An 18,138-nucleotide genomic window follows, 5' to 3' on the forward strand; every position below is an offset into this window, starting at 1 on the left:
GTTAACACGTCTACTTAAAGTATAAGATTTATCATACATTTTATTAAACCCTTTTCCTTTTAGCAGACTAAAAATTTATCCTCTCCGACTTTCATTAAAAAAAAGCAGCATAATTGCCCTAATCCAGTTCTAATGATCCCTTAAATGAATACTCGATCTATATCACATAAAACTATTTGATGAGCGATCATTTTTATAAAAAATGCATAGCTATCGAAAACATTTATTTTTTTATAGTAAAAGGGAATAAAAAAGGTCATCTCTTCTGAGATGACCTGACAATCCTAATATGGATTAATTCTTTTACCGCTACTTTTTAAAAACCCAAAAGCGTTGAAGCGTATAATTGAATCCTAACGAAACAATAATCTCCACAATCACTTTTGATAGCAAAGGATGTAAATGTAATCTGTCATCCAACAGATAAATGCCAAGTGACTTTAGGAGTATACTTCCAGCAACTACGATTACAAATTTACCGAGCTGTTTTCCAAGTGGGGCCGAAGTATTATTGAAAGACCAGTAACGGTTGATTACAAAATTAACGACCGCTCCTAAAGAGCCACTAATTACATTTGAAAATGCGGGCGAAATACTGAGTACTTTATAGCAGAAAGTATAAATGCCAAAATCTGAAAGACCACCTACAAAAGCTGATAATTGCGCTCTAAAGAATTCTTTTAGTTTTGCATTCATATGTTAAACGTTTTCAGGCTCTTTCGTTTTTTTCTCTTCAGCATCTCTGATATCTCCTAAATCCAGTAATTTTTTAGTATCAATAGCATTGATAACAAAAAGAATAGCACAGATTCCCATCACTAAATAATGGATGGCACCTACGAAGAATACCTCAACCAGCAATACAAGACAAATAATAACGCGGATTTCTGTTGGTCCAACGATACCTGCATCTATTGTATATTTGTCGGTTACCTTATAGCGCAGCAAGGATAAAATCATCGCCCAACCATACAAAGCCACCAAAACAAAACCAGTTAATTCAAAATTACCTTTAGCATAGAATACATATCCCAGTCCGATCATCACCGTACTAATCCAATCCATGACAATATCTAAAGAAAATCCATACCATTTACGAGACTTATTTCTATAAAAAGCAATTCTACCATCAAGTGAATCACCGAACCACTGAATAAAAAAACCTACTATACCTAATAATAAATAATTAATATCCCAATATTGCGCTAGGATAAAACTTACCATAATCATTAAGGAACCAAACAAACCAATTGCTGTTAGTCCATCGGATGAAATCCAATTTGGAATACGCGGAACTAAATACGAAATAAATTTCTGTTCTGGATTACTCAATATATTTGTTCTCTTTCTATCTTGAAAAAGTTTTTTGTTTATTTTTTGACCACTCATCTCTCTTTGTTATTTTAACCATTTATGATCACGATACCATTGAATTGTAACTTTCAAGCCAGCATCCAAATCATAAATAGGTTTATATTGAATATTTTTTATTGATGAACTGATATCACATGCCCAACTAGCGGCTGTCAATTCATTTAATCTTTCCGGATACAATACCGGTATTGATTTGGATTTTTTATATGCGAGATCCATTGCTTGAGCCACACCTCTAACCAAGCGAAGTGGAAGGTGTAATCTATATAGGGACTTAGCAGTATATTTTTTAAAAATTGTTGCCATTTCATAACGGTCATACACTAAGCCATCGGTAATATTATAAACTTTCTTGCCGCCTTTATCTAAAAAGCATGCATTCAGAATAGCATTAACGAGATCTTTTACAAAAACAAAAGTTAATTTTTGAGGTGATTTTCCAATATAAGCATCTAAACCCGTATTTAATGTTTTAAACAACACAAAAAGATCTTTCTCTTTGGGTCCATATACTGCAGTAGGACGGATAATGGAAAGTTTATTGTCAACATATTTATCAAGCATCTTTTCAGCCAGGACTTTACTACGGCCATATGCTGTTACAGGGTGATAATCATTTTGCTCATTGATCGCAGGTGCGTCATAAGCCACTGGTCCGATCGCTGCGAGACTACTAATAAAAACAAATCGTTCAAGCGGTATATTGGATTCAAAGACTGCGTCTGCCAAGCATTCGCTATACCCAACATTTACCTCAACAAGATCTAATTCGTTCTTTGCTCTTGTCATTGCAGCTGCATGAACAATATAGGCATATTGCTCTAGCTCTAACAGTTCCAATAATGAATCCTTATTTTTAAAATCAGGATAAACAAATTGATCAACAAAAGACTTTATTTCACTGACATCACTGGTTTTCCTAACGGCTGCATGCACTTCCAAGCCTGCCTCATAGGCAGCTTGAACGAGATGATAACCGACAAAACCACTTGCGCCTGTGATTAAGATTTTTTTTCTCATAGCGCTTGCTCGTACAGACGATAGCGTTTGTACAATTCTCCATTGATTTGCTCGATAGCATGATTCATCATATAATTAGTATCAAGCATCCATGAGCATTCTGCTCCTTTAACGGTAAATCCGTCTCCAGAATTTTTAATTATGCTACCATAAAGGCAGGCTTCAATTCCTAATTTACGGTACTCATCCAGTACCCCAAGCATCAGAACACGAATCAGATTTACCTTTTTCAATCCAAATAATAATTTGAAAATCCCGGTAGGTAATAATCTTCCGCGCTTGATTTTAATTAAAATTTGGTTGATATCTGGAATACCTAAAGCAAATCCAATGACTTTACCATCCTTTTCTGCCAACAAAGCATATCTAGGATCAACAATCATTTTCATTTCTTTAGCTGCGTAATTAAATTCATCTTCCGTAAAGGGCACAAAACCTAAGTTTTTATCCCACGCCTTATTATAAATCTCTCTGATTCGCTCTGTTTCATTTTTAAAATCCTTCAAATTCATTTGACGGATCTTAATTCCGGAACGATTTAACCGCTCTTCTAGTTTTTCCAGCAGAAGAACAGATCGTTTACTTGCTTTATTTTCCATCACCAGATAAGCACGCAAATCAATTTTCTTTTGGAAACCGGCATTTGTTACCAGATCTGGATAGTAAGCAAAATTATAAGGCATCATGGCTACAGGAGGACTATCAAATCCTTCCACCAATAAACCGCAGGTATCATTGGTCGTTAAATTAATTGGACCGACGATATTCGTTCCACCTTTAGCTTTTACCCAATCTTTTGCAGCTTGAAATAAAGCATTTGCAACTTCTTGATCGTTTATGGAATCAAAAAATCCCCACTGACCTTCCTGCACTTGGTTAAAGGCATTGTGATTCACATTCCAAATTGCAGCAATACGACCGACCAATTTCTGATCTTTGTACGCTAAAAATAATTGTGTTGAGGAATGTTTGTAAAAGGGATGCTTGCCAGGAGTTAGCAAATCATACTGAGCAAGATATAGCTCTGGTACATAATAAGGATTTTCCGCATATAAAGTATGCGGAAAATCTATATATAACCGTTTCTGTTTCTTAGTTTCAACGGGGATAACCTGTATCATAATAGACACTTAGATTAATGATTCAACATCTGCTAATTTGAAGACTTTAACCATCTTCTCGATCGCTTCATCAATTTGATCGAAGCTATGTGTTGCCATTAGTGAGAAACGAATCAAAGATTCTTCCGCAGGAACAGCAGGTGAAACTACTGGATTGACAAAAACACCATCGTCTTGAAGCATTTTAGTTACCCAGAATGTCTTTTCGTTATTTCTAATAAAAATTGGTAAAATCGGGCTCTCTGTCGCACCCAAATCAAAACCACTTTCTAATAATAATTTTTTAGCGTAATTTGTATTTGCCCACAATTTTTCAATATGTTGAGGCTCTGCTTGAATGATCTCCAAAGCTTTCAATGTCGAAGCAACAGAAGCTGGAGTCATACTAGCGCTAAACATGACCGAGCGTGCAGAGTGCTTCAAGTATTCAATAACATCAGCATCTCCAGAAACAAATCCGCCCAATGAAGCAAATGATTTACTGAAGGTACCCATAATCAAATCGGCGCTATCAGTTAGTCCAAAATGTGACGCTGTACCAGCTCCCTTTTCTCCGATCACACCTAAACTATGTGCATCATCGACCATTACTGTCGCATCAAACTCGTCTGCAATTTTTATTAATTCTGGTAAGTTAACGATATCCCCTTCCATACTGAAGATACCATCTGTTGCGATCAATTTGCCACTTTCTTCTGGTAATCTAGCTATTTTTGCACGCAGATCGTTCATATCGTTGTGCGCATACTTGATCACTTTAGAAAAAGACAATCTACTTCCATCAATAATGGAAGCATGATCGCGTTCATCCAATAAGATATAATCGTTACGTCCCGTAAGACATGATAATGGTCCTAAATTTGATTGAAAACCCGTACTGAATAAAATAGTTGACTCTTTCCCCACATAAGCCGACAATTTCTCTTCAAGCTCCACATGAATATCTAAAGTACCATTTAAAAAACGAGATCCAGCACAACCGGTTCCATATTTTGCTAATGCATCTTGAGAAGCTTTGATAATACGTTCATCCGTCGTTAATCCTAAATAAGAATTAGAACCAAACATCAAAACACGTTTGCCATCAATTTTTACTTCGGTATCTTGTCTCGACTGAATGGGTCTAAAATAAGCATATAAGCCTTTAGCTTTTAACTCACTAACGATTTTAAATTGCGATATTCTCTCGCCTAATTTTCCTTTACTCATGCGATTAAAAGGTATTTCTTAAATTTTATAATTGTTTTTGACTGCAATGATTACCAAAATATCAGCTTCATCATCAGCACTTTCAATTCCTACTTCCAAATAGATTAATACAAAATGACTTCCTAAATACTGCGTGAAATACAATATTAAATCAAAAACGATGCAAACATACGAAAACAAAACCTGACTTTCACTTAATGTTAGTCATATTTTTCACATATAAATATCGTAAAAATAATTTTAATTTAACACTTAAATTAAAATCCAAAAAATAACAATGCTAAAAAAAACACCATTATAATATTTATATTTGCTTTTCCGTGGCTTTACATATCACAAACTTAGCTGGGTTTGTATTTGGAAATGGAATGGGAATAAATATATTAAGAAATTATGGCAATATCATCAGATATCAATATAAAAAATAAAAGGGCATCGTTTGAATACCATTTGCTTGACAGATATGTCGCTGGAATTAGACTGCTTGGCACAGAAATCAAATCAATTCGAGAAGGAAAAGCAAATATCAATGATAGTTTTTGCAATTTTTTTCATGACGGTCTTTATCTAAGAAACATGCATATCGCAGAGTATTCGCATGGATCGTTTTACAATCACGAGGCAAAGCGTGATCGTCAATTGTTATTGACAAAGAGAGAATTGAAAAAATTAAGATTGAAAGGAGAGGAAAAAGGTTTTACTATCGTTCCGCTACGTATTTTCATCAGTCCTAGAGGTTTTGCTAAAGTGGAAATAGCTTTAGCGCAAGGTAAAAAAGACTTTGATAAACGTGATACCATCAAAGACAGAGAAGGCAAAAGAGAGCTGGATCGAGCGCTAAAAAGATAGTGCCTACCCGCATATGATATAAGCTCCAGGTGTTATACCTACTCTATTTTTAAAGAGACGAACAAAATAATTGACATCATTAAATCCAACACGAAAACAAGTCTCTTTAACGCTTTTTGTTTTCCGTAACAAACTCTTTGCCTGCTGAATACGTGTCCTGATAATGTATTCTATTGGTGTAATCCCCAATTCGTTTTTAAAAAGGCGAAATAAACTAGACTTACTCATATTTGCCTGCTTTTCTAAGACTTCCACTGTAATGGATTCGGAAAGGTGGGCATGTATATAATTTCGGATCTGCTCTAAAGCTGTATTATTTTTTGTCTTACCAATATCAAGAGACAGTAACGATTGCGTTTGAAGTAAACGGATAACAAGTTCACGAAAGGTAAGATCAGCTAGGGCATCTTTCAACGGATTATCACTAGTGATGGTTTGGAATAATTTATTAATCAAATCCGTCAATTCTGGAGTGTTATACAGATGAAACAAGTTTAAGTCTAATTTCCAATCCATTACTGCATTTGCTTTTGGATAATGCTCATTAAGATGGTTAATCACTTCATCTATCTTCGCTTTACTTATTGTCAAAGCGGTACATTGTGTAGGAGCTGTAAAAGTAGCTTCTGGAAAATCGATCTGCATTTTACTGTATGCAGGCAATATCATGGTCTGACCAGGTAAATATTCAAAGGAATCTCGTTGCTGGAGGTGCATAATTTTTTTTCCATGAATCATATTGATAATCACCAGATCATCAAATTGTAAAGCAACTTTCTCAGATCTTTGATAAGTCTCAAATACGTTTAATTCTAGATTTTTCTAAAGTAAACGCTCTCCTATTCTCTACCAGCGTAGAAAGTTCATGACGCGATGAAAATGGCAACGAATTTACAAGCCTGTTGTTTATCATATCCCTATCTTTTATTATAATTGGCTGGTAATCAAACTTAGACAAATTGTCTTTAAAATACAAGATAATTATGTCGAATATTGGATTATTTCATCTACAATCACCGCCTCCAATATCGATTTATGGGTTATCTGCCGCTTTGATGATGAAATTATAATGCTACCCTTTGAAACCATAATGCTATAAGTAAGCAAACACTTTTGCTAAATTTGAGATACAACAATTTGTATAACATTATAAAAAACAAATATTATGGCAGCAATTCAAAGACCGTCGTTTAAAGAGCGTTATGGTAATTACATAGGTGGAAAATTTGTTCCACCAACATTAGGAAAATACTTTGACAATATCTCTCCTTTAGATGGTAAAGTATTTACACAGGTTGCACATTCTACAAAGGAAGATTTAGAATTAGCTGTTGATACAGCTTCAAAAGCATTTGAAACCTGGGGAAAAACCTCTTCGACGGAAAGAAGCATCATTTTAAATAAAATTGCAGACCGCATCGAGCAAAACTTGGAATACATTGCAGCAGTTGAAACGGTTGACAATGGAAAAGCTGTTCGCGAAACGTTAAATGCAGACATTCCATTAGCGATTGATCACTTTCGTTATTTTGCCAGTGTAATACGTGCAGAAGAGGGATCTTTAAGTGAATTGGATCAAAACACCGTTTCTTTAATTGTTCATGAGCCAATCGGTGTTATTGCGCAGATTATTCCTTGGAATTTCCCAATTTTGATGGCTGTTTGGAAATTGGCCCCTGCTTTAGCCGCAGGTAACTGTGTGGTATTAAAGCCAGCAGAGAGTACACCTGTATCTATTCTTGTCCTAATGGAATTAATCGGTGACTTGATCCCTGATGGAGTGATCAACATCGTTAATGGTTTTGGAGGAGAATTAGGTCGTGCACTTGTCACCAATCCTAAGGTTTCAAAAGCCGCATTTACTGGCTCTACTGCAACTGGCCGTATGGTGATGCAGTATGCTACGGAAAACATCATTCCTGTAACATTGGAATTAGGTGGTAAATCTCCCAATGTGTTCTTTAGTTCGGTCATGGATCATGACGACGCATTCTTAGATAAAGCAATAGAAGGTGCTGTTTTATTTGCCCTGAACCAAGGAGAGATCTGTACTTGTCCTTCTCGCTTACTGATTCAGGAGGATATCTATGATCGTTTTATAGCTAAAGTGATCGATCGTGTCAATCAAATTAAAGTTGGCGATCCTTTAGATCCAGAAACGATGATGGGTGCTCAAGCTTCAAAAATCCAAAAGGACAAAATTATGTCTTATATCAAACTGGGTAAAGAAGAGGGTGCTGAGCTGTTAACTGGTGGTGATGAAAATCATTTGGGCGAAGGTCTGGAAGAAGGGTATTATATCAAACCAACTTTATTTAAAGGCCATAACAAAATGCGTATTTTCCAAGAGGAAATATTTGGTCCTGTATTAGCTGTTACAACATTCAAAGATGAGAAAGAAGCGTTAGAAATTGCTAATGATACCATCTATGGTTTGGGAGCTGGAGTCTGGACACGTGATGCACATCAGCTGTATCAAATCCCACGTGCTATCCAAGCTGGACGTGTATGGGTCAATCAATATCATTCGTACCCTGCTGGCGCTCCTTTTGGAGGTTATAAGCAATCTGGTATCGGTCGTGAAAACCATAAAATGATGCTTGATCATTACCGTCAAACAAAAAACATGTTGATTTCATACAGTAAAGAAAAACTTGGTTTTTTTTAATCTCGAAAAATAAAATTAAAAAAATGGGGTTATTACTATAATCCCATTTTTTTTAATTCTTAATGTATCATGTGGAATAACAAAATTCAATTATCGAAAAGGATACCGTAGGTATCTGAGCCCAATTTGCAAAATTACTCCTCGCGGGTGACCAATATTAATATCAGGTCAAGCAGAAAGATGGTCACATTATTGCAGGATACAATCAAGCAAAACAGATGAGATTTTCAGCAATAACATTCGGGAACAAATTGATCCACTGTCATACTATTGGCACTTTGGTTATCGTTAAAAACACCCCCTTAAAAAGCTTTAAATAAAGCATAAAATAGAACGGATTATGGTAGAAAGATTAGCGTTAACGGAAAAAGCAAAAGCACTAATAAAGGAATTATCAAGCACTCATGGGGATTTGATGTTTTATCAGGCAGGGGGATGTTGTGAAGGTACACAACCACAATGTTTTGAAAAAGGTGGATTCTACCCCCGAATGAATGATGCGATGATCGGCCTTGCGGAAGGTTATGAATTTTGGATCGATCGCGATTTATTTGAATATTGGAAATTTTCGCATTTCACCCTGGATGTCCTCGATGGGTTTGGACCAGGTGGATTTTCATTGGAATCATCCTTAGGGAAAACATTTAAAGTTCACTATAGGCTTTTCACAGAGGAGGAATTAAAAGAATTGTCGCCTATAAAACGAATGGAATAACCAACTTGTGTTATTCCATTCGTAATTTCATGAAGATGTAATCTGATTTAATCCTCGATTTCAAGCCCCTCTAATACGGGTATTGGTTTTTTATTATCATCCAAGGCTACGAAAGAAAAAACACCTTTAACAGCCAATTCGCGACCGTCTTTATACATATCTTCTAAGAAGATTTCAACTTTTACTTTTAAACTTGTTCGCCCAACGTGTATAACCTCAGCGATTGCTTCGATCATACTACCTGCAGGGATCGCTTTTTCAAAATCAATCTTGTCTGAAGAGACGGTTACAAGTGCTTTTCTGCAGAATCTGGTTGCACACATAAATGTTACTTCATCCATAATAGCCATAGCTTTACCTCCAAACAAAGTGGAATGATGGTTTGTTGTAAACGGGAAAACAGTTATAAAATGATGTGTTCTCGACTGTTCAATTCTTTCTTGTAATGTCATTATTTATTTAATTTCTTCCTTGTTCTACGTCGACTCCAATACCTTTTAACAACATTGAAGCATTAAATATTTTACACTCTCCGATCTTGAGTTTATAATCGAACAGCATCTCGTCTTGAATCACCTGTATATCAAAATGATAATTCTTGACTATTTTTGGATATTCATCTGCTAAAGTCGACAATTGCAAATCATGTGTTGCAACCATCCCCTTACCATTCTCCATGATCAATTTTTTAATAATGGCTCTTGATCCCAAATACTTATCGACCGAATTAGTTCCTCTTAGCATCTCATCGATTAAAAAGAAACTATCAGCACGCTGCGCTACTGTTTCTAAGATAAATTTCATACGATCCAGTTCTGCTTTAAATGTCGAAGTACTCTCATTCAAATTGTCTTTTATTCGCATATAGGATATCAAATGAAAGATCGGAAGTTTAAAAGAAGTAGCGGGTACTACTGCACCGGCATAAGCTAAGACAGCATTAATACCGACAGTGCGCAAAAATGTACTCTTTCCTGCCATATTTGAACCCGTAACCAATGCGATCTGATGATCAACATTGGTATATGTATTTGCAATGGCTTTATCAGCAGAAATCAGAGGATGAGCCAAATCAACAGCTTCTACAGGTGAATCCATTTGTTCTAATAATATTGGGACTGTCCAGTCAGGATGGTTACGGTTCCAGGTACCTAGACTTACCAGTGCTTCTACTTCAGCAAGCGTATCAAATGATTCCAATATATTAACGTGGTACTTTGCTTTCCAATCTACGATAGCCAATACCTGCTTAAAATCCCATAAGAATATCATGTTCAAGATTGTTCCGACCATCATATTATTTCGAGCATCCAAGTTACTGATCAGTTTACCCAGTTTTTTAAAGGCATGAGAAACTGAGTCTGATGACCCCTGTATGTTTAGTTGTTTCTGTAATTCTTGATTACGAGTTGCCTTCCAAGTTCGATTCTCAACTAGCTCCATACTTGCGGCATACGAATCCAGTAGATTGCCAACTTTATCGATTCGACTAGAGAAGAAAGAAACTTTTCCCCCATTGGCCATAGACCAAAAAACATGTCCCAATCCGATTACCACTGGTATGTATGCTGCAGCGGGAATAATAACCGCAAGAATAACAGCACCGATAAATAAAAACGGGGCTAGCTTCACGTATAAGCGCATAAATGAATGACCGAATGAGAAATCTGCAGACTGAAAGTACGTGGCTAGAAAAGATTTAACATCTAATTTTTGGTTCAAATTTGACAACAATTTTGCTTGAAAATCTTGGCTCCATGTGATATCAGTTGCAATTTCAGCCGCAGCTTCCTGTCTTTTTACAATTTCATCTCTTTTTGCATCAGTAAGTAACCATTGTCCTAAAACGGATAAACCCATTTTTGTGGTTGAACGATTTAACAATTCAAATAGAGAGTGGCTTCCAACAATATCCAGATCTGCACTATAGGGATGCTTATTATCTTCTAAATGTGCCCCATTATCATACATATTAACGCCTTTATTTTCGACATCAATTTCATTTAGGTTCACAGCCAGCAATGCTTTCTGATACGCAGTAATTTTCTCTAATTTACTTTGCCTACTTACCAGGAAAGCAAAAAGAAATATCAGTGCAAAAAATAAAATCAGAACGAGCAGTAGATTTTCTAATTGAAATGAATAAAATAAAGCAGCACCGCCAAAGATGATCACACCGAGACGGAAGAAACTATTTTGGTTAATTGCTCGGTCCAGTTTCTTTACTTCTTGCTCGATCTGTACCTTATTACTAAGGTATATGTCCATAATTTTATTTTTCATTGGAGAATATTTTTTTACCATAATGAGTCTAGCATGTGCATCTTAACTGCTGTTTATGAGCGGTATGCTCATGCTGGCTTCATCAAAATTTAATTATTTATGAGTGTATGATTTCAAGTAAAACCTGTTGTACTAGCACTCGTATTTTGTATTCATGATCTATTTTTTTGAAAACACACATGCTTCATTTCGTCATTAAAGGTCATGAGCTTAGTTTGCTTCTAAAATTCACTCTTGAACTCAAACTAACAGTTGATATAAGCCTTTAATCCTGTTATTTTATTGATTTAAATAACTAAAAAAGCTTGGTTTTTACCAAGCTTGATCCCCCACCAAAGGAACAAATCTAAAGGTATCGAGCTCGATTCGATCAAAATCATTTTCTCCAGCTCGAATGATGGTTACCATTTTTTGTTCTTTTTCATCACCAACTGGTATTACGAATATACCACCGATTTTTAATTGTTTGAGCATAATCTCCGGCACAAAGGGAGCGCCTGCAGTCACAATTATTTTATCATATGGTGCATGTTGCTCAATTCCTTTGGAACCATCTCCACAGAAGAAATGAGGTTTATATCCCATATACGGTAAAACCTGTATCGTTCTCTGGTATAAATTTTCTTGTCTTTCTATGGTGTAAACATTTGCCCCCAGCTCCATTAAGATACAGGTCTGATATCCAGACCCCGTTCCAATTTCCAGCACTTTATCTCCCTTTTTTACATGGAGCAATTCCGATTGATAAGCAACAGTATAGGGCTGTGAGATGGTTTGCCCGTCTCCTATAGGAAAAGCGATATCTTTATACGCCTGATTCCAAAATGTCTCATCAAAGAAAAAATGACGAGGTACTTTAGCGATAGCATTCAATACATTTTGGTCAGTAATACCTCTTGTCTTCAGTAGCTGCACCAATTGCTTACGAGCACCTTTTTCCCTATAATTATCTACAAATTTATACGCCATTATGACTCAAAAATACTATTGTTATTTAATAATTACCACTATAAGAACATTTTCACAACTAATCAATTAACTGGCAAGCTCTTTCATTTGAAATTAATAATTTTTGGCTAATTTCATTTAACAAGCCAATGATTTAATAAGGATCTACATCGATCACGATACGCGTCCCGCTATTTGATTTATCTGCAATAAAATCATTTTTCACATGCTTGATTAAGTCTTTTACTTTAACAATACTGATATTATTTCTTTCGATTTTAAGCGTTATGGTTTGGATAAAATAATTCCGTACTCTTCCTACCAATGGCGTTTCAGGACCTAAAACTCTAGCGCCTAGCTGCTGTCTTAGCGCTGATCCAAATTTCTTAGCTCCATCATAACATTTTTGGATATCCATATGCTTAATATCAATACGAATCACCCGATAAAAAGGAGGATAAGCAAAGTTTTTACGTTCTTTTATCTCAGTATCAAACATTCCTTGATAATCATGTGCAACTACCTGCTCCAAAACACGATGTTTTGGCGTATAGGTCTGAATGATGACCTGTCCACCGGCTTCTCTTCTACCAGCGCGACCTGCGACTTGCAAAAAGAGTGAGAAAGCTCGTTCATAAGCACGAAAGTCAGGGAAATTAATCATCGTATCGGCATTGATAATACCAATTAAGCTCACACGACCAAAATCCAATCCTTTGGCGACCATTTGCGTACCGATTAGAATATCAAATTCATGTTCATCAAAGGCACCTATGATCTTATCAAAACCATTTTTCCCCTTTGTCGAGTCCAAATCCAGACGGCCAATGCGCGCATTGGGCATGAGCAATTCTAACTCCTCCTCTACCCGCTCCGTTCCAAAACCTTTACTTTCTATATGAGGCATACCACATGCTGGACATATTTTGATTGGAGGTTCCACGTGACCACAATAATGGCAATGCATCATATTTGAACTCTTATGATAGGTCATACTGACATCACAGTTTACACATTTAGCGACAAAACCACAGGTATTGCATTGGATAATAGTGGTATGACCACGTCGGTTTTGAAACAATATAACCTGTTCTTTTCGTTCTAGTGCTCCTTCTATCGCTTTCAGTAAATTACCGGAGAAATATGAAAACATATTTTCTTTTCTTCCTTCTTGTGGTATATCGACAATATGGATATCAGGAAGTTGGGCACTACCATACCTTTCTAATAGCTGTACAAAACCATATTTATTTGATTTTGCATTATAAAAGCTTTCGATGGAAGGCGTTGCTGAACCCAATAAAACTTTCGTTTGGTGAATATAACCTAGGTAGATAGCGGTATCGCGCGCATGATACCTTGGAGCTGGATCATATTGTTTGTATGAACTTTCGTGTTCCTCATCGACTAAGATAATTCCCAAATCTTGAAACGGTAAAAAGACCGAGGAACGTGCGCCTACAATAATCTGAAACTCATTTTTCATTACTTTATGCCACACCTCTGCACGTTCATTATCATTAAATTTGGAATGATAGACTCCCAGTTTATCTCCAAAATGCAATTTTAAGCGCGCGGTTATTTGAGCTGTTAAAGCAATTTCAGGTAAGAGATATAGTGCAGACTTTCCAGCAGCTATTGCTTGCTCAATTAATCGAATATATAGCTGGGTTTTTCCGGATGCAGTCACCCCATGCAATAAAGTAACGTCTTTAGTTTCAAAGCACTCTTGAATTTGGTTATAAGCACGTTGTTGATCCGCATTAAATTCAAAATTAGCATCCAACTCAATATCCTCTCCCTGAAAGCGACTGACCACCTTTTCTTTAACTTGAAACACCCCCTTATCTATAAGTGCAGTAATCGCGCCTGAACCACAGCCTGAAGCTTCCATAATCATCTGACGGGTGACATCTGTACCCATTTTTGCTAATTGCATAAATGCCAAAACCGCATCTTGCTGTTTGGGAGCTCGGTTTAGTCCATCCAATAGATTTCGTTTCCCATCTTCATCTCGAAATTCTGGGGCAAAAGAGAAGAAAACTTTAGTCTTGGGTTTATATCGTTCTGTAATCTCTTCCGAAATCAAAACAATACCTTTATCAAACATGACTTTCAGGATCGGGAATACCGATTTTTGACTCAATAGTTTGACAATATCGTTTACTTTTAGTTCTCCTGCGACTTCAAGCGCTTCAATGATCAGGTATTCTTTGTCTGTCAATGTCGATCGATCAAAATCATCGGGTATAGCCGATACAATTTTAGTTTCACTTGCGAGCTTCAATGCAGAAGGCAATGCAGCTTGCATGACCTCTCCCAAAGAACACATATAATAATCAGCTATCCAATCCCACAAGAGCAATTGTGCGGCATCAACAATCGGTTTTTCATCGATAATATCTAAAATATACTTTGCTTCATAATGCTTAGGCGCTTCCTTGCTGATTTGTTTTACAATAGCAGAATAAATCTTATTCTTTCCAAATTGCACCATGACACGAACACCGACCTGAATCTTATCGTTCCATTCCACCGGAATACGATAGGTATAGGTATTGGCCAGTGCTAAAGGCAAAATAACATCGACAAAAACAGTCGTCCGGTCTGTGAAAAATAAATTTTGAGGCTCTGGCATATTCATTTCAAGTATCATGTAAAATTACTAAAAATAAGCCCTCGAAAAACGTTAATTTCTTCGAGGGCTTATTTTTTACAGTATTACTACCGTATAACTATGATTTATTTTTTAGAGCGGCGACAAACAAGGCTGACCATCCGACAATAAAGGCTACTCCACCTAAAGGTGTGATAGGGCCTAAAATAGCTGGATTGCCGAAACCTGTGATCTCCCGTACACTGAGCAGATATAACGATCCTGAAAAGAAAAGCAATCCAATTATAAAAGCGATAAATGATACACGAATGGATGCTGTTTTTGCTCTTGAAAAAGTTGATAAGAACAACAAGGCCAACGTATGGTAAAAATGATACTGATTAGCGGTTTTCCAAGTTTCGATATGTTGTTCACTTATCTTTCCTTCTAAACCATGTGCTCCAAAAGCGCCTAAAATAACAGCTAGTGCACCAAAAAATGCAGCCACTAGGATGATTCTCTTATTCATTAATTTAAAATTATGTCTATATTTTATTAATGTTGGCTAAATGTATCAAATCTTCCTCAGAAAAGGAGAATATTTATTAAATTTATTGTTACAAAAGGAGTTCTTAGGTAAGATAACTCAGGTTCCAGATATTTTTTAGTAGGTTTGTTATTAGATATGAGAAATACAATTATTGTTACTGTCTTACTATTTATAGCCGTAGTTGCGGCTTCCATCTATTACTTCTCCGACAGCAGCAGCAGGCAAGAAAATGCGACAAAAGCACTTCAATATTTACCGGAAGACACTTATTTTATTACTGCCTTCAGAAACAACGAAACAACAGATACTATATTTCAACATTTTGAATTATTTGAAGCTATTCGAGGAAAACAAGATTTTGACAACCTCAAAACATTAAAACAAGATTTTCTTAGCTCAGAAGCCCTAAAAGCAAAGGTGCAAGATGTCGAAATTATTCTTTCTTACCATCCAAGTACATCTGGAATAGCAACCTTATATACAGTAGCCTTAAATGAAAAATTAAACAACAAGGCCTTAGAAACTATCTTTCAAGGAATTGACAACACATACAAACAAAATCATACAGACACCTTAGGCCATCGCATCTATAGTTTTGATAAGGGAATCAAAGACTCTATTTTATATTGTACACTGTATGAGAATATACTTTTCGCGAGTTACCAACGCCCCATTATTTATCAAGTAATGGATAAAAAAGTTAAAAAATTAGATTCTAAACAAATTGAGTTTTTTATTGAACAGAATAGTAAAAATACTCCTTTAAGTCTATATTTCAATAATCATCAACTTGCAGCATTTGCAAAAAAAATCATGCGCAGTAAGTCTGGTGTCTATCTGAATCAAATCGATTCTCTACAAGGATCTACTGCATGGAATTTGAATTTCAAGGATGATGCTCTAATTTTTAAGGGAGAAACAAAGCTAGATTTGAACCATCATCAATACCTTCATCTTTTCGCTAATCAATCGCCACAGGTACAAACTCTGGCTAACTTTTTACCAAAAAACACAGCTTCTTATATCAACTATAGCCTCTCCAATATCACTAGCTTTCATAGTGGTCTGAATGATTTATTTGCCTATCGAAAAGAGGCTGACAAAATAAAAAGCCACCAGAAATTAATTGAAAATGAAGGAAAGGTGATTTTTCAATCCGATATATTATCGCTGTGGAACGATGAGTTTGCTATTGCAGAACTGGACAATGAGGCCATGCTTGGTTTAGTCAGTCTAGCGGATAGTACTAAATTTGTAGAAACGGCTAAAAAAATAAGTAGCAATCAAGGTGATGATATTTACCAGTTTGACTACTCCAATATTTTATATTCAAGTTTTGGAGATCCATTCAAAACTTTCCAGCGTCCTTACTTTACCAGAATAGGTAAAGTGCTTGTGATTGCAAATCAAACTGGAATTTTACGCAAGTATCGTCAAGCCTATTTCGATAACCAAATGATGTCTGGAACTGCCATCTTCAAAAATCATAGTGCGATTCAGAGTAACCGGGCAAATGTGACATTTTATATTGAACCTGAGACGGCTAAAAATACCATCATTAACAACTTGAAATCAGAGTATGCCAAAGATTTTAGGGATAAAGAGCAATTTGGCTATCAAAACTTTTATTCAACATCTTTTCAATTAAGTGGCAATGAGGGTGAATTTGTTTCAGGTTTCTATGCGCTTTACAAATCTAAAAATCGTCTTGGAGGTACCGCAGAATGGACGTTTCAGTTGAACTCGAAATTGATCAATAATCCATGGGTCTTTAATCAAACAGAAAATAGCAAATTCTTATTAGTACAAGAACAAGATCATACTGTATATGCTCTTAGTCCTTCGGGAAAAGAATTATGGAAGACTTTATTTCAGGGAGAAATCTTAGGACAACCGATACAATTGCAAGATCGGAGCATATTATTGAACACCAGAAGTCGCCTCTACCGATTTTCACCTGATGGCAAATTACTTCCTGGTTTTTCTATAGGTTTAGAAAATAATGCCTCCGCAGGATTGATATTATCAACTTTCAATAATGAGAAAAGGATTTATATCCCATGCTCCAATCAAATTGCTGCGTATGACCTTACTGGTAAAAAAATCGAAAATTGGAAAAACCCTACCGTTGATAGTAAAATTTTATATGATCTAAAAGCAACTACCATTGCCAATCAACATTATATTATCGCTGCAACGAGTCAAGGATCGGTATATTTCTTTAATGAAATAGGAAGCCTAGTCAATAAACAAGAACTCAATACCAATGGTCAGACCTTAAAGAATCCAATTGGATTAATTACGACTTCTGACAAGAAAAATTCTTTCGTTATCGTTCCGGCAACTCAAGGAGAAATAATTAAAGTACCATTTGACGGTGAGCCTATCAAATCAAAAGTAGGCGACTGGGGATCAAATTTCACCTTCAATTTTGAAGATGTGAGCGGTAGTGCAGATAAAGATTATGTCGTGCTTAGTGACAACAATCTAACGGTTTACAATCAGAAAGACAATACTAAATATTTTGAATATAAATTTGTAGATGAAGTGAGCAATAGACCCAACTTCTTCAAGGTGACGAACAACAATGATCTTGTCGCTGTCGGCACGAATAATCGCATGATCTATATCTTTAGTGAAGATGGATTGGTCAGAAATGGTTTTCCTGTCGAGGGCCTATCCAAATTCTATTTTGGGCCTATTGATTTTGGGAATAATGCCTCGTATTTAATTAGCTCTAAACGAGATCACAAACTTTACGCTTACAAGTTTTAACAAATTGTAATTCAAAAATTTAAAAACAAA

General features: G+C 35.9%; 15 protein-coding genes. 4 read left to right on the plus strand and 11 right to left on the minus strand.

Annotated features, from left to right (window positions below):
* Positions 1-309: 309 nt before the first annotated feature.
* From AC06G9_RS18260 to spt, 5 genes are read right to left on the minus strand one after another with little or no spacing between them, the layout of a single operon-like run.
* Positions 310-696, minus strand: coding sequence for a GtrA family protein (locus AC06G9_RS18260; protein ID WP_045752946.1), 387 nt, complete (start codon positions 694-696; stop codon positions 310-312).
* Between the two features lie 3 nt (positions 697-699).
* Positions 700-1,389: a CDP-alcohol phosphatidyltransferase family protein gene (locus AC06G9_RS18265; protein WP_045752947.1), complete on the minus strand. Its 690-nt coding sequence runs from the start codon at positions 1,387-1,389 to the stop codon at positions 700-702.
* Positions 1,390-1,398: 9 nt separating this feature from the next.
* On the minus strand, positions 1,399-2,394 hold the full coding sequence (locus tag AC06G9_RS18270) for an NAD-dependent epimerase/dehydratase family protein (RefSeq protein WP_248755688.1): 996 nt from the start codon (positions 2,392-2,394) through the stop codon (positions 1,399-1,401).
* Positions 2,391-3,515 (minus strand): hypothetical protein, encoded by a 1,125-nt coding sequence (locus tag AC06G9_RS18275; RefSeq protein WP_045752949.1) that lies wholly within the window; start codon positions 3,513-3,515, stop codon positions 2,391-2,393. Before AC06G9_RS18275 ends, AC06G9_RS18270 begins: the two co-directional genes overlap by 4 nt.
* Before the next feature lie 9 nt (positions 3,516-3,524).
* Positions 3,525-4,724 (minus strand): serine palmitoyltransferase, encoded by a 1,200-nt coding sequence (gene spt / locus AC06G9_RS18280; protein WP_045752950.1) that lies wholly within the window; start codon positions 4,722-4,724, stop codon positions 3,525-3,527.
* A gap of 393 nt (positions 4,725-5,117) precedes the next feature.
* Here spt and smpB point away from each other — a divergent pair, with 393 nt between their 5' ends.
* Positions 5,118-5,573: an SsrA-binding protein SmpB gene (gene smpB / locus AC06G9_RS18285; protein ID WP_045752951.1), complete on the plus strand. Its 456-nt coding sequence runs from the start codon at positions 5,118-5,120 to the stop codon at positions 5,571-5,573.
* Positions 5,574-5,576: 3 nt separating this feature from the next.
* Here smpB and AC06G9_RS18290 read toward each other — a convergent pair whose 3' ends face one another.
* Positions 5,577-6,326 (minus strand): helix-turn-helix domain-containing protein, encoded by a 750-nt coding sequence (locus AC06G9_RS18290; RefSeq protein WP_480958194.1) that lies wholly within the window; start codon positions 6,324-6,326, stop codon positions 5,577-5,579.
* A gap of 412 nt (positions 6,327-6,738) precedes the next feature.
* Here AC06G9_RS18290 and AC06G9_RS18295 point away from each other — a divergent pair, with 412 nt between their 5' ends.
* Both AC06G9_RS18295 and AC06G9_RS18300 read left to right on the plus strand, forming a co-directional pair.
* Complete coding sequence (locus AC06G9_RS18295) at positions 6,739-8,241, plus strand: aldehyde dehydrogenase family protein (RefSeq protein ID WP_045752953.1); 1,503 nt, start codon at positions 6,739-6,741, stop codon at positions 8,239-8,241.
* A gap of 340 nt (positions 8,242-8,581) precedes the next feature.
* Positions 8,582-8,956, plus strand: coding sequence for a DUF779 domain-containing protein (locus tag AC06G9_RS18300; RefSeq protein WP_045752954.1), 375 nt, complete (start codon positions 8,582-8,584; stop codon positions 8,954-8,956).
* 47 nt (positions 8,957-9,003) lie between these two features.
* Here the strand turns inward: AC06G9_RS18300 and AC06G9_RS18305 are convergent, their stop codons facing one another.
* From AC06G9_RS18305 to AC06G9_RS18325, 5 genes are all read right to left on the minus strand, one after another.
* Positions 9,004-9,408, minus strand: coding sequence for an acyl-CoA thioesterase (locus tag AC06G9_RS18305; RefSeq protein WP_045752955.1), 405 nt, complete (start codon positions 9,406-9,408; stop codon positions 9,004-9,006).
* 7 nt (positions 9,409-9,415) lie between these two features.
* Positions 9,416-11,239: a MutS-related protein gene (locus tag AC06G9_RS18310; protein ID WP_346568074.1), complete on the minus strand. Its 1,824-nt coding sequence runs from the start codon at positions 11,237-11,239 to the stop codon at positions 9,416-9,418.
* Between the two features lie 312 nt (positions 11,240-11,551).
* The gene (locus tag AC06G9_RS18315) at positions 11,552-12,208 is read right to left on the minus strand and encodes a protein-L-isoaspartate(D-aspartate) O-methyltransferase (protein WP_045752957.1); all 657 of its coding nucleotides are present in this window, start codon (positions 12,206-12,208) and stop codon (positions 11,552-11,554) included.
* A 133-nt stretch (positions 12,209-12,341) separates the two neighbouring features.
* A complete protein-coding gene (priA, locus tag AC06G9_RS18320; RefSeq protein ID WP_480956886.1) occupies positions 12,342-14,843 on the minus strand; it encodes a replication restart helicase PriA in 2,502 nt (833 codons plus the stop codon).
* 79 nt (positions 14,844-14,922) lie between these two features.
* On the minus strand, positions 14,923-15,312 hold the full coding sequence (locus AC06G9_RS18325; protein WP_248755685.1) for a DUF423 domain-containing protein: 390 nt from the start codon (positions 15,310-15,312) through the stop codon (positions 14,923-14,925).
* Positions 15,313-15,468: 156 nt separating this feature from the next.
* On the opposite strand from AC06G9_RS18325, the gene AC06G9_RS18330 reads away from it, so the two are divergent.
* A complete protein-coding gene (locus AC06G9_RS18330; RefSeq protein ID WP_480956887.1) occupies positions 15,469-18,108 on the plus strand; it encodes an outer membrane protein assembly factor BamB family protein in 2,640 nt (879 codons plus the stop codon).
* The last annotated feature ends 30 nt before the right edge of the window (positions 18,109-18,138 follow it).

It is taken from the genome of Sphingobacterium sp. MAE (genome assembly GCF_056711605.1).

Coding starts and splice junctions, on each gene's coding strand:
- AC06G9_RS18300 (WP_045752954.1), top strand. CDS start 8,582: ATGGTAGAAAGATTAGCGTTAACGGAAAAAGCAAAAGCACTAATAAAG.
- AC06G9_RS18315 (WP_045752957.1), bottom strand. CDS start 12,208: ATGGCGTATAAATTTGTAGATAATTATAGGGAAAAAGGTGCTCGTAAG.
- AC06G9_RS18325 (WP_248755685.1), bottom strand. CDS start 15,312: ATGAATAAGAGAATCATCCTAGTGGCTGCATTTTTTGGTGCACTAGCT.
- AC06G9_RS18295 (WP_045752953.1), top strand. CDS start 6,739: ATGGCAGCAATTCAAAGACCGTCGTTTAAAGAGCGTTATGGTAATTAC.
- AC06G9_RS18275 (WP_045752949.1), bottom strand. CDS start 3,515: ATGATACAGGTTATCCCCGTTGAAACTAAGAAACAGAAACGGTTATAT.
- AC06G9_RS18305 (WP_045752955.1), bottom strand. CDS start 9,408: ATGACATTACAAGAAAGAATTGAACAGTCGAGAACACATCATTTTATA.
- AC06G9_RS18310 (WP_346568074.1), bottom strand. CDS start 11,239: ATGAAAAATAAAATTATGGACATATACCTTAGTAATAAGGTACAGATC.
- spt (WP_045752950.1), bottom strand. CDS start 4,724: ATGAGTAAAGGAAAATTAGGCGAGAGAATATCGCAATTTAAAATCGTT.
- priA (WP_480956886.1), bottom strand. CDS start 14,843: ATGATACTTGAAATGAATATGCCAGAGCCTCAAAATTTATTTTTCACA.
- AC06G9_RS18270 (WP_248755688.1), bottom strand. CDS start 2,394: ATGAGAAAAAAAATCTTAATCACAGGCGCAAGTGGTTTTGTCGGTTAT.
- AC06G9_RS18260 (WP_045752946.1), bottom strand. CDS start 696: ATGAATGCAAAACTAAAAGAATTCTTTAGAGCGCAATTATCAGCTTTT.
- AC06G9_RS18330 (WP_480956887.1), top strand. CDS start 15,469: ATGAGAAATACAATTATTGTTACTGTCTTACTATTTATAGCCGTAGTT.
- AC06G9_RS18265 (WP_045752947.1), bottom strand. CDS start 1,389: ATGAGTGGTCAAAAAATAAACAAAAAACTTTTTCAAGATAGAAAGAGA.
- smpB (WP_045752951.1), top strand. CDS start 5,118: ATGGCAATATCATCAGATATCAATATAAAAAATAAAAGGGCATCGTTT.